The organism is Rahnella contaminans, from assembly GCF_011065485.1.
Taxonomy (GTDB): Bacteria; Pseudomonadota; Gammaproteobacteria; order Enterobacterales; family Enterobacteriaceae; genus Rahnella; species Rahnella contaminans.
This window is the reverse complement of record NZ_JAADJS010000001.1, coordinates 297,313-309,548: the sequence shown is the minus strand read 5'-3', so window position 1 is coordinate 309,548 and position 12,236 is coordinate 297,313. Positions and strand designations below refer to the sequence as shown.

13 protein-coding genes are annotated in these 12,236 nt (G+C 55.3%); 4 read left to right on the top strand and 9 right to left on the bottom strand.

The window, feature by feature from the left end:
* Nucleotides 1–6 precede the first annotated feature (6 nt).
* Genes GW579_RS01405 through aroQ form a run of 3 tightly spaced genes read left to right on the top strand, consistent with a single transcriptional unit; the run spans nucleotide 7 to nucleotide 2,555 of the window.
* Complete coding sequence (locus GW579_RS01405) at nucleotides 7–1,269, top strand: gallate dioxygenase (RefSeq protein ID WP_165057099.1); 1,263 nt, start codon at nucleotides 7–9, stop codon at nucleotides 1,267–1,269.
* Nucleotides 1,266–2,099 (top strand): amidohydrolase family protein, encoded by an 834-nt coding sequence (locus GW579_RS01400; protein ID WP_165057098.1) that lies wholly within the window; start codon nucleotides 1,266–1,268, stop codon nucleotides 2,097–2,099. Before GW579_RS01405 ends, GW579_RS01400 begins: the two co-directional genes overlap by 4 nt.
* Nucleotides 2,100–2,114: 15 nt before the next feature.
* Entirely contained in the window at nucleotides 2,115–2,555 is a 441-nt protein-coding gene (gene aroQ / locus GW579_RS01395; RefSeq protein ID WP_152325890.1) for a type II 3-dehydroquinate dehydratase, read from the top strand.
* A 411-nt stretch (nucleotides 2,556–2,966) separates the two neighbouring features.
* On the opposite strand, the gene GW579_RS01390 is transcribed toward aroQ, so the two are convergent.
* The 3 genes from GW579_RS01390 to flhB are packed head-to-tail and all read right to left on the bottom strand — an operon-like array spanning nucleotide 2,967 to nucleotide 6,613.
* Nucleotides 2,967–3,383, bottom strand: coding sequence for a flagellar protein FlhE (locus GW579_RS01390; protein ID WP_152325889.1), 417 nt, complete (start codon nucleotides 3,381–3,383; stop codon nucleotides 2,967–2,969).
* Nucleotide 3,384: 1 nt separating this feature from the next.
* Nucleotides 3,385–5,469 (bottom strand): flagellar biosynthesis protein FlhA, encoded by a 2,085-nt coding sequence (gene flhA / locus GW579_RS01385; RefSeq protein ID WP_152325888.1) that lies wholly within the window; start codon nucleotides 5,467–5,469, stop codon nucleotides 3,385–3,387.
* Nucleotides 5,462–6,613 carry a flagellar biosynthesis protein FlhB gene (flhB, locus tag GW579_RS01380; RefSeq protein ID WP_152325887.1) on the bottom strand — a complete coding sequence of 384 codons (1,152 nt, stop codon included), beginning with the start codon at nucleotides 6,611–6,613 and terminating at the stop codon, nucleotides 5,462–5,464. The genes flhA and flhB overlap by 8 nt, the downstream gene beginning before the upstream one ends.
* A gap of 552 nt (nucleotides 6,614–7,165) precedes the next feature.
* Here flhB and GW579_RS01375 point away from each other — a divergent pair.
* Nucleotides 7,166–7,735, top strand: a complete 570-nt coding sequence (locus GW579_RS01375; RefSeq protein ID WP_338105836.1) for a tyrosine-type DNA invertase — start codon at nucleotides 7,166–7,168, stop codon at nucleotides 7,733–7,735.
* 85 nt (nucleotides 7,736–7,820) lie between these two features.
* Here the strand turns inward: GW579_RS01375 and GW579_RS01370 are convergent, their stop codons facing one another.
* From GW579_RS01370 to GW579_RS01345, 6 genes are all read right to left on the bottom strand, one after another.
* The gene (locus tag GW579_RS01370; protein WP_165057094.1) at nucleotides 7,821–8,471 is read right to left on the bottom strand and encodes a response regulator transcription factor; all 651 of its coding nucleotides are present in this window, start codon (nucleotides 8,469–8,471) and stop codon (nucleotides 7,821–7,823) included.
* Between the two features lie 59 nt (nucleotides 8,472–8,530).
* Nucleotides 8,531–9,241: a response regulator transcription factor gene (locus GW579_RS01365; protein ID WP_235937302.1), complete on the bottom strand. Its 711-nt coding sequence runs from the start codon at nucleotides 9,239–9,241 to the stop codon at nucleotides 8,531–8,533.
* 147 nt (nucleotides 9,242–9,388) lie between these two features.
* Entirely contained in the window at nucleotides 9,389–9,907 is a 519-nt protein-coding gene (locus tag GW579_RS01360; RefSeq protein ID WP_152325884.1) for a fimbrial protein, read from the bottom strand.
* A gap of 36 nt (nucleotides 9,908–9,943) precedes the next feature.
* Entirely contained in the window at nucleotides 9,944–10,462 is a 519-nt protein-coding gene (locus GW579_RS01355; RefSeq protein WP_165057092.1) for a fimbrial protein, read from the bottom strand.
* Between the two features lie 69 nt (nucleotides 10,463–10,531).
* Complete coding sequence (locus tag GW579_RS01350) at nucleotides 10,532–11,065, bottom strand: fimbrial protein (protein ID WP_152325882.1); 534 nt, start codon at nucleotides 11,063–11,065, stop codon at nucleotides 10,532–10,534.
* A gap of 56 nt (nucleotides 11,066–11,121) precedes the next feature.
* Nucleotides 11,122–12,222 (bottom strand): fimbrial protein, encoded by a 1,101-nt coding sequence (locus tag GW579_RS01345; RefSeq protein ID WP_165057090.1) that lies wholly within the window; start codon nucleotides 12,220–12,222, stop codon nucleotides 11,122–11,124.
* Between the last annotated feature and the right edge of the window lie 14 nt (nucleotides 12,223–12,236).

The window sequence follows — 12,236 nt, the reverse complement described above, 5'->3', positions numbered from 1 at the left end:
TTTAAGATGGCTAAGATCATAGGCGGTTTAGCGGTTTCACATACCCCGACTATCGGTTTCGCAGTGGATCACAACAAACAGGACGAAAGCGCCTGGGCGCCGATTTTCGAGAGTTTTGCACCGATGCAAAAATGGCTCGAAGAAAAGAAACCCGACGCGCTGGTGTACATCTTCAACGACCACGTCACATCCTTTTTCTTTGATCACTATTCGGCATTTACGTTAGGCATTGATGACCACTATGAGGTCGCGGATGAAGGTGGTGGCCCGCGCGACTTGCCGCCAGTGAAAGGCCATGCGGCGCTGTCTCAGCACATCGGAGCCAGCCTGATGGCAGACGAATTTGATATGTCGTTCTTCCAGGACAAACCGCTGGATCACGGCCTGTTTTCACCGCTTTCCGCGCTGATGCCGCATGAAGGCGGCTGGCCGACGCAAATCGTTCCGCTGCAAATTGGCGTGTTGCAGTTCCCGATCCCGACGGCGCGCCGTTGCTACAAACTCGGTCAGGCGCTGCGTCGCGCCATCGAAAGTTTCCCGGAAGATCTGAACGTGGCGATTGTCGCCACCGGCGGCGTTTCCCATCAGGTTCACGGCGAACGTTGCGGCTTTAACAACCCGCAGTGGGACGAACAGTTTGTCGATATGATTGTGAACGATCCGGAACGTCTGACCCAAATGACGCTGGCGGAATTCGCCACGCTCGGCGGGCTGGAAGGTTCCGAAGTCATCATGTGGCTGGTGATGCGCGGCGCGCTGTCTGGCAACGTGAAGAAACTGCATCAGGCCTATTATCTGCCGTCGATGACCGGTATCGCCACGCTGATCCTCGAAAACCAGTCCCGCGAAGCGCCGGTGGACGTGCAGCAGCGTCAGCGCGATAAAATAGCACAACAGCTGGCGGGCGTGGAAAAACTGCCGGGCACCTATCCGTTTACGCAGGCGCGCAGCCTGAAAGCATTCCGGATGAACCGGTTCCTGCATCGTCTGATCCAGCCCGCATGGCGCGAGCGTTTCCTCACTGACCAGAATGCGATGTTTGCCGAAAACAAACTGACCGCTGATGAACAAAAACTCCTGCGCGAACTCGACTGGCGCGGGATGATTCATTACGGCGTGAGCTTCTTCCTGCTGGAAAAACTCGGTGCCGTGGTGGGCGTGTCTAACCTACATATTTATTCCGCGATGCGCGGTGAAACGCTGGAAGAATTCCAGAAGACCCGCAATCAGCAAGTTCTCTACTCAGTAGCAGGTAAAGCGAAAGCATGACGATATTTGAGCAACCCAAGATCGACACCCATCATCACGTGTTTGATCCGGCGCGCTTCCCGTACCTTCCGGACACGCCGTACCGTCCGGAAGGGCACGAGATTGGCACCGCCGATTATTACCGTGCGGTGATGCAAGCCTACAACATCCGCCACTCCCTGATTGTCGGCCCGACGTCAGGGTATAACACCGACAGCTCATGCCTGCTCGATGCGCTGGAAAAAGGTAACGGCCGCTTCAAAGGCATCGCCGTGGTGCCTTTTGATATTTCGCTGGAAAGACTCGCCGCGCTCAAGCTGGCCGGCGTGGTCGGTATCGCGATGAATGTGGCGATGCTCGGCACCGCACCTTTTTTACACCTCGACGCCCTGATGGGACGCCTGACCGAACTGGACATGTTCGCCGCCATTCAGGTACAGGACGACCAGCTGCTGGCACTTTTGCCGCTGATCAACCGCACGAAAACCCGCCTGCTCATCGATCACTCCGGCCGCCCGGATGTGACGCAAGGTTTGCAGCAACCGGCGTTTCAGGCGCTGTTGCAGCTCGCGAGCCAGCAACGCGTCTGGGTGAAACTGTCCGGCTTATCGAAATTCAGCCGTCAGCCTTTTCCGTATCAGGACGGCCACGCTTATCAGCACGCGCTGCTTGAGGCATTCGGCGCAGAACATTGCATGTGGGGATCAGACTGGCCGTTCCTGCGCGCAGAACACCGGATGGATCTCGGCACATTACTGATGCTGGTGGAACAGTTATTCCCGGATGAGAAAACGCGGCACCAGATCCTGTGGCAGACGCCGAAAGACCTGTTTGGTTTTGCAGATTACTGAAGAAAGGAAGACCCTATGAACTACAAAATTGCCGTCTTTAACGGCCCGAACCTGAATCTGCTCGGCACCCGCGAACCGGAAACTTACGGTTATGACACGCTGGCAACCCTCGAAACATTGTGTCATCAGACAGGGAAAAGCTGCGGTGCGGAAATCGAATTTTTCCAGACCAACCATGAAGGCGATTTAATCGACCGCATTCAGGCCTGCCGCGGCACCACCGACGCCATCGTGCTGAACGCCGCGGCCTGGACCCACACGTCTGTCGCCCTGCGCGACGCCGTCACCGCCGTCAGCCTGCCGCTGTACGAAGTCCATATCACCAACGTGCATAAACGCGACGCCTTCCGGCACCACTCATTCCTCTCCGACGTTTCCGTCGGTGTGATCTGCGGTTTCGGCATCCAGGGATACGAATATGCCATCCGCCAGGCTGTGGTGAATTTGAGTAAGTAAACCGCCAGCCAGATAAAGTGTAAAAACCCTAACATGCCCCGGTCCATTCCCTTTCCTGCGAGGAATAACATAGCCAGTGGCCACTTTACTCTTCCGGATTACGTAGTTATTGGCCGCTTTCAAAAATCACGCTGAAAGGAGAGGTGGAAAAACGTGTATCTTTTCTCGCGGTTTGTAATCCGACTGGAAGGAACCGCGCGCAGCGGCGGGATTTTGCGGCACGAGCAGAAGTTGCTGAAACAGTGCCAGCGAGCGGCAGCGCGTGTTGAAAAAGCGGGGAGAAATCCAAAAGAGGGAAAGCACTTCCCTCTTTTGGTCGGTTTTGGCGCAGGAAGCTAAGTGATCACAGTGATTGAAAAACCGAAGCTTTCCCGATAAGCAGTTGAAAAATCGTTCAAGCTATCCGGTGGCTCACCGGTAATTCACAATCACCTGATTGCCGATGACCCGTAGCGGCGTATTCATCGCCCCATTTCCCGTGACGAAATACACAAACCGCAGCGGGGAGCGGGCGGTCTGGCCGTAAAACGAACGCGTCGAACCGCTGTCCGCATCCAGCTCCACGCAGTGATTCAGGGTGTTGCAGAGTTTCACCTGTAATCCTGCCGGTCTTGCGCCGAGCACTTCATATTTCCAGCTGACCGTGGTGATCGTCGCCGAACTTTTTTGCCTGACCGGCGCGGAATCTGCGGCGGCCAGCGGCGGTGACGACATCATCACGCCCCGGTTTTGCAGCGTTACGCCGCGCTGAGTATCCGACCAGGAACCTGATGCGGCAACGGCAGGCAGGCTTATCAGGCTGAGGACGAGCAGCACGGTGCGAAGCATCTTATTCACCACCAATGGTGGCGGTCATGCGGATCTGGCGGCTGTCGGTCATTTCGAGATTCGACATCACCACAATCTGCGGCAGTGAGCGGCGCAGGAAGCGCGACAACAGCGGGCGCAGCGCGTGATTCACCAGCAGGACCGGTGGCGCGCTGAGCATATCCTGACGCTGTAACGCGGCTTCAGACTGGGTTAACAGACGATCGGCCAGCCCCGGTTCTAGTCCGCCGCCGCTTTGCAGCGCCTGTAACAGCAGACGTTCAAGCGCCGTATCCAGCCCGATAACCTGTACTTCGCCATTACCCGGGAACCATTGCTGAGTAATCGCCCTGCCCAGCGCGACGCGAACTACCGCCGTCAGTTCGTTTGGATCAGGCTGGTTTGGCGCGTATTCCGCCAGCGTTTCAACAATCGTGCGCATGTCGCGAATCGACACACGTTCGGACAACAGATTTTGCAGCACCTTGTGCATGTTGGTCAGGGAAATCACGCCCGGAATGAAATCTTCCGTCAGCTTCGGCATTTCCTTGGTGACGCGCTCCATCAGTTCCTGCGTTTCCTGACGGCCAAACAATTCTTTGGCGTGCAGGCTGATCAGGTGATTGAGGTGCGTCGCCACCACGGTACTGGCTTCGACCACGGTGAAGCCCTGAATTTGTGCCTGTTCGCGCATCGCCGGTTCAATCCATACCGCCGCCAGCCCGAACGCCGGATCGACCGTCGGTTCACCCGGCAGTTCGCCAATGGCGTTACCCGGGTTGATCGCCATCCAGCGCCCCGGATGTGCGGTCCCTGTACCGATTTCGACGCCTTTCATCAGGATGCGGTAACCGGCAGGCGGCAGTTCGAGGTTGTCGCGGATGTGGATCACCGGCGGCAGATACCCCATCTCCTGCGCGAATTTCTTACGGATACTGCGGATACGCCCCAGCAGTTCGCCGTTTTGCGCAAAGTCCACCATCGGAATCAGGCGGTAGCCCACTTCCATGCCCAGCGGATCTTCAAGCTGTACGTCTGACCAGCTGGCTTCCACCAGCTGTTTGCCGCTGTCGGCTGCCGACGGTGCCGCTTCTTTTGCCGCAGGAGCTTTCTGCTCCTGACCGCGCGTCCACCACGCCAGCGCCAGCAAAGCGCCGGTGAACAGCAGGAAAACCAGATTTGGCATGCCCGGCACCATGCCGAGCAGCCCGAGAACACCGGCACTCAGCATCATGACGCGCGGATTGCGGAACAGCTGGGTGACCATCTGCTCGCCGACGTCCTGATTGGTGCCGACGCGGGTCACGATGACACCGGCAGCGGTGGAGATCACCAATGCAGGGATCTGCGCGACCAGACCGTCACCGATGGTCAGCAAGGTGTAACTTTCTGCGGCGTGGCCGAGATCCATACCGTGTTGCAGCACGCCCACCAGCAGGCCGCCGACCACGTTGATGATCATAATCATCAGACCGGCGACGGCGTCACCGCGCACGAACTTACTCGCACCGTCCATCGAACCGTAAAAGTCTGCTTCCTGCGTGACATCGCTGCGGCGTTTTTTCGCTTCGTCTTCGCCAATTAAACCGGCGTTGAGGTCGGCGTCGATCGCCATCTGTTTACCTGGCATCCCGTCGAGGACGAAACGCGCGCCAACTTCGGCGATACGCCCGGCACCTTTGGTGATAACCATAAAGTTAATCAGCACCAGGATGATAAACACCACGATACCGATGGCAAAATTACCGCCGACCAGGAAGTGGCCGAATGCTTCAATAACCCGCCCCGCCGCCGCGCCGCCGGTGTGACCTTCCAGTAAGATCACGCGCGTGGAGGCGACGTTGAGCGACAGACGTAATAAGGTTGAGAACAGCAGGATGGTCGGGAAAGCCGCAAAATCGAGCGTCCGCTGGGTGAACATCGCCACCAGCAACACCATGATAGACAGCGCAATGTTGAACGTGAACAACAAGTCGAGAAGGAACGGCGGCAAAGGCAGCACCATCATCGACAGGATCATCAGGATGAGGATTGGGCCTGCCAGAACCTGCCATTGTCCGGACTTAAAGTTGGCGGGTAAACGCAGCATCGCGGCCAGATTAGCCATGGGTATCACTTTCTCCTGCAAAATCCAGACCGTCAGGCACTGGCAAATGTTGAGGTTTTTTCGGGATCAGTCCGCCTTCGCGCTTCCAGCGTTTAAGCTGATAAACCCAGGCCAGAACTTCGGCAACCGCGGCATACAGCGCAGTCGGGATTTGCTGACCAATTTCACTGTGCCGGTAAAGCGCACGCGCCAGCGGCGGCGCTTCCAGCATCGGAATTTTGTGTTCGGCACCCAGCTCTTTAATGCGCAGCGCCACATCACCTGCGCCTTTCGCCAGCACTCTCGGTGCGCTCATTTTGTTTTCGCTGTACTGCAATGCGACGGCGTAGTGCGTCGGGTTGGTCACAATGACGTCGGCTTTCGGCACATCGGCCATCATGCGGCGGCGTGCCATGGCACGCTGTTGCTGGCGGATACGGCCTTTAACATGCGGGTCGCCTTCCTGACTTTTATGCTCGTCGCGGATATCCTGCTTACTCATGCGCAGTTTTTTCAGGTTGCTCCAGATTTGCCAGAACACGTCGAACGCCACCATCGGCGTTAACCCGAGAACCACCATCAGCCCGCAGAACGCCACCATGTTCAGCGCTTCGCCGAGTGCGGGGATCGTCGGCTGCGCCATCAGCCGCATCATGTCCGGCCATTTGTGCCACACATAAAAACCGGCGACAGAGCCGACCAGCAGCGCTTTCAGGATGGCCTTGAGCAATTCGGCCAGCACCTGACCGGAGAACAAACGCTTAAATCCGGCAATCGGATCCATACGACTGAATTTCGGTGCAAAAGATTTCCCGCTGAACATCAGCCCGCCAAGCAACAGCGGCGCAGCCAGCGCGATCAGGATCAGGCCGCCGATAACCGGCAATAATGCCCAGACAGCGCGGCCCAGCAGTGTCGCCATTTGCTGCAATACCTGGCGGTCGTCGCTGACCATGCCGTGATCAAATTTCAGCCCCTGCGAAATCATCACCCCCAGCTGACGCGCCATCGATTCACCGGAAACCCACAACAACGTCAAACCGCCCCCGAGCATCAGCATCGAGGTCAGTTCGCGCGAACGCGGGATTTGCCCTTCTTCACGGGCTTTTTCCAGCCTGTGGGATGTGGGGGCTTCTGTCTTTTCGAGATCGCTGTCTTCAGCCACCGGTGTTTCCTGTCAGCATTTACCCGGCGCAAAGAACGACGGGCACAATTTCATGCATAGCATGACAAAAGCGGCCAAGTCTTATGGATGGAAAAGAGGCAGGTTTTGAGGTCTGTTTACTAAATCAAATGAACAAATTTCTCGAAGATCCTTACGCTGCAGGACGCCACTTTAGGAATTCACTGACTTTTCGTGGGTTTATTCTTATGGAATGATCAAAAAATAGCATATGTGGCCTTCCTTTTTGAGAAGTTTAGACGTTAGAATTCCTCCGCCAAACTGATCATTTTTTATTTTGTGGATAGCACTGCTGTGTAAAATTCATTGCCTGAAATCACCGTTAATCGCCCTGAAAAAATGAGTTTTCTTTCACGTTGACTTCAGGCGATATTATTACATTACCGTTTTTTCTGATATTTCCCTGAACATGCATGACTGACATTTGTGGAACTCTCTGCGAAAAAGCTCGCCGGTGATCAAAATAACATCCCTTAGCCTGTCTTTGTTCCGGGACTTAAACAGTCCCGTAAGAACATAAATCATCTGCAATTAATCAAGGAAAGAAAAAATATGAGCGGGAGAAAGTACTTAACTCAGGTTGAGATGGAGAAACTCGTCGGTACGGTTTCGACAGGAATTAACAAAACTCGCGATAAATGCATGTTATTAATGTGTTTTATTCACGGCCTCCGGGTCAGCGAGCTGGCTAATTTACGGGTTAAGGACGTTGAACTTTCGACACAAATAATTTATATCAACCGGCTTAAAAACGGGTTTTCCGTTCAACATCCCATTCAGGACAGGGAAATGATCGTTATTAAGGAGTGGCTTGAAATACGCGCACAATATCTTGACTCTGACTCGGAATGGTTATTTCTTTCACGTCACGGCGGGCAACTGTCCCGGCAACAACTCTATCGTTTGTTCCGTAAATACGGCGAGGAGGCGGGAATTAACGTGGCGGTTCACCCGCATATGCTCAGGCACGCCTGTGGTTATGCGCTGGCAGATACCGGCTGCGACACCCGGCTGATTCAGGATTATCTCGGCCACAGAAATATTCAGAACACGGTTATTTATACCGCCAGTAATGCCGGACGATTCAGGTCAATCACCATATAACGGGCACGTGTCCACCCGTCAGGTGCCGCTGTGTGCGGCTCACCGGGCTTATCCATTTAGCGGGGATTGCAAAATCCCCCACAGTTCACAGGCCATTTTTAAGCAGCAGGAACAATTCCGCATCGGTGGTGATGTGCAGCTTGCGCATGACATTACACTTATGCGCACTGACGGTTTTGATGCTGAGATTTTTCATTTCTGCAATCTGGCTGAGGCTCATGCCGTTGAGGAGGTATTTAATAATCTCATTTTCACTTTGCGTCAGCCGGAACCCGGTGCGCTGACTGGCCGCATCCTGCTCTGCTAACGTGCAGCAAATCAGCGGGCTTAACACTTTTTTTTTCGCCAGCGCGTGGCGGAATAAGTCGTCGGTAATCACCGGCGACTCTCCGCGCGCAATCAGGCTGATATTGCTGAATTTGAGCAATCTTTTCAGTTTGTCGGCGTCGTGACAAAGCGTATAGACCACTATGATCAGCTGCGGAAATTGCAGGCTCAGGCGCTGAAGAATTTCCTGCCCTTCCTGAATACTTTCCTGATAACCATGAAGATCAGTGATGAGAATGTCCACCGACTGGTACATCAGGCCTTCTGCAACGCGGCCCAGACTGGTCTCTTCCATCCGGATATCACAGGTCTCGTCGATGGAGTTAACCAGATAGGACAGCCCGGAAAGCGTCAGCGGATGGCTGTCCATCAGGGCGATCGTCCGGGGTTTGATGTGGGCGTGAATCATGGTGTAGCTCCCTGACTTGCCGGGAATAAATTCCCGGCTCGTGGCTCAGTCATCTGAAATTACATGATCGCGGACGGGCCGATTTTGGCCATCCACGTCCCCTGGGCAAAGAGCTCGCTGTCATTGTGAAACCCCAGTTTCATCATTGCATTGCGCTTATGCGTGCTGACGGTGCGGATATCCCGGTGGAGTCTTTGCGCGACCCGCGAAACGCTCAGGCCGGAGAACAGATACGCGAGCACGTCCAGCTCACGCGCGGTGAGCGGTGTCGTGGTTTGTCGGGTACCGGAGAGGATTTGCCGCGCACGCGGGCTTAACCACTGTGTTGCACCAGCCAGCACTTCTGTAACGCATTGCTCCAGCGCCAGTACCGGCTCATTTTTGAGCAACAGGCCGTGAGCCCCGGAAGACGCTAAAAGTTCGAGGATCCGGTGGTCACTGTAGTCAGTACAAATCACAATTTTCATGGCCGGACTGGACGTCACGATCTGGGAAAGCAGGCGTAACCCGTCGAGCACGGATTCCTTTTCACCGCAAATATCCATAATCAGCAACGCGGGCGGCGCGTCGGCAATTTTCTCCGGGATAGCGGCAAGTGACTGAACATAGGTAAAAGGTCCGGTGATCCCGGCGGATTCGACCAGCATTTTTTTCACACCCAGCGCGGTAACCGGGCAGGCATCCATAATAAACGCCCCTTGCGGATAGGCGGCCGCGGCCGCAGAAATGAAGGCATGCTGATGAAATCTGACGCTGTTTAAACTGTTCATAATGTCTTCCTTGTATTTTCAGTGATCCTTCCCGTGCCCGATGGCACGAAACGAATTCCCTTCTGGTGAACAACATCCATTGTTCACCGCTTTATGAATGCCCTTTCCCGCCAGCCCCTCCGGTAGCAGACAGGAAAGAAGGCGATGCTACTGATAGGTAAAGTTAATTTGTGTCAGGCTCACCAGAGAGCCGGGAGTCACCTCGCCGCTCGTGGTGTAAGGCCGCGCGGCCAGCTCGTATACCGCGCTTCTCTGCGCATCGACATCAGCGCTTAACTGACTGCCGGGCGCCAGTACTACCGTTTTATCGACATCGGTGACCAGTTGTACGCCAACGTGGGTGGCCGTTCCGCTGTTGCTGTAAAGCGTCGCGTCTTCCTGCGCCGGGGTGCCGGTGAAATTAGCGATGACGCTGGAAACCGTCGCAGGGCAATTGTTCAGCCTGACCTCAAAGGATTTCCAGTCACCACCTGCCCCCGCCGTCGCCAGATCCTTTTTGATAATGAGCTGACCAAAATCCACATCGCGGCTGACTGACGCGGTATCCACAATGCACGGGCTGCTGACGACCTTCCCGTTGATATTCAGATCTGTAGCGCTAGCAGCAGACGCGCTGACCCCCGCTGCCAGCAGCAGAACGCCCTGAATACTTTTTATTGGCTTCATTGAATGTCTCCCATGACGGCCCGTGCCCGCCCGCCGTTACTGGTAGGTGAAGGTGGCTTGTACAGAACCGATGATCGTTCCTGGCATGACAGAACCGGCGGTCGTGAACGCGCGGGCCTGCAACGGGTAGACCACTTCATGGGTGCTGGCATCAACATCTACCGCGTACGTCGCGCCGTTACCCAGCTGCTTACCTGCCGTGTTTTGCAGTTCCACTTCTACGTTGGTCGCAGTACCGGTATTGGTGTACAGGTTGGCGTTCGCCGTGGCAGGCGTACCGGCGAAAGTCGCGGTGCTGACGGTAGTGGTTGCCGGGCAGTTAATCAGCTTCAGATCAAACGTTTTCCATCCACCTGATTCGCCCGCGGTCGCCAGCGCCGTGGCTTCCAGCGTATCGAGCGTCACCTGCACCGGAGCACCGGCATTATCAACGGTACAGGCAGAGGCCACGACCGTGCCGTTAATGTTGATTTGTGTCGGATCCGCAAAGCTGCTCTGGCTCAGGCCAGCAAAAATGACCAGCGCCAGCGATGAAGTTTTCATAAGTCCTTTCATGTTATTTCCTGTTTTCACGTTAATAAAAGTCATGTTGGAAATTGTGTTTAGTGAACGCGCCGTGCGACGTTATTCGTAGATAAACGTCGCCAGCAGCACACCGTTTATCGTTCCCGGCGTCACATTGCCGTTAACGGTATACGCGCGGGCTTGCAGATCGAATTCAGCGCCACGGCTGGCCGCATCAATATTTTTTGTATACTGAACGGCGTTACCCAGACGCGTTCCCTCGCTGTTTTGTACTTCGATTTGCGCGTTTCCCGCCGTACCGGCATTGGCATACAACGTGTTGTCAGCGTCATCCTGCGTACCGTTCATCGTCAGGGTCACCGTCGCTGTTGACGTCGGGCAGGCGGTCAGCGCGATGGAAAATGATTTCCAGTCCGACGCTGCGCCCGGTGCCACCAGACTGACCGCCTGGATGTTTTGCCCCAGATCGACATTCAGCCCGCCGGCTGGCACGTTGATCGTGCACGGCGACGCCTTGATGTTGCCGGTAATATTCATGATGGTGTCGGCTTTCGCGGCCTGTGAGGCCAGGACAAAAGCCGCACCCAGCACCAGCGCCGTCACAATCTGCTGTTTATTCCGTTGAGAGTTCATCGTACTCATCTCCTTATCTTTCCTCTGTCAGTCACGCTGCGCTTCGGGCGCAGGCATTACTGAATTTCAGCGCGGATCGTGGCCGTTGCCGTGAAGTTCCCGGTATCTGGCATATTCCCCGTGGTGTTAAAGGGATATAAGTTGATTTCCGATGTTCCCACCTGAGACGTGTAATCCATGTTCAGCGGCAGGAAACCACTCACTGGCGCAACGGTTTTGCCCGCCGCATCCTGAAGTCGCACCGCCACATCACTGTTCGTCGTCGCCAGCGCAGTCGGATCGTTTCCATCCGGTGTGCCCTGGAAGGAAAGGCTGACCTGAACCCCGTCAGAGATGTTGGTACAGGCGACGTTGAAAGCGACATTCTTCGGCGTGAAGTTTTTCGCCATCTCGCCTTTGGTTGAAATATCACCGGACATGATGTCGCCGAAAGGCACGGTGATCACACCGCCGCCGTTGATCACACAGGACTGGGGGACGGTGACCGTTCCGCTCATCCAGACCGTGGATACCGGCGTCGGGGACTGCGTCGTGGCATCGGTCGCGATATACACATCAACAATTTTCGTCAGAGGGATGTTTTGAACACCGACAAAAGGACGACGGAAGTAAAGTGACACCGAGCCTCTGGACCCTGTCGCATACGGGTATTTATCGCAACTGGTCGCCGTATTGAGATTGCTGCGCCCGTCAAAAGGCGTCGCGATAAAGTCGTTCACCTGCCCGGCGATGTACACCTTACTGGCCACCGCGAGGTAGTCGTTGATCGCATAATAGTTCAGCGTTCCGTCGCTGTAGACCATGCCGGTATCCGGCACTTTAGCGGTCGCATATGCGCCGGTGTAGCTGCCGGTACAGGAACAGGTGACGTTATAGTTTCCGCTCAGGTTCCAGGTAAACGCGTCCGGCTTCACCATTCCGGCGGTGTTTTGCGCCGGGTCACTCAGCAGATAATCCATGCCGAAGTTATAGGTTTTGGTGCCGTCCGTTGGCTGACAGCTCGCCGCCTGCGCAGTACTGCTCATCGCCCAGACCGACAGGCTAAAACAGACCAGCGCGCAGGTTTTTCCCCAGAGAGAGATGCGGGGATGAATGATTTCAGACGCCATTTGTACGTTTTCCCTTTCCACTGACTGTTCAGGATGTTGATTATTCATTTCCATATTTCCCC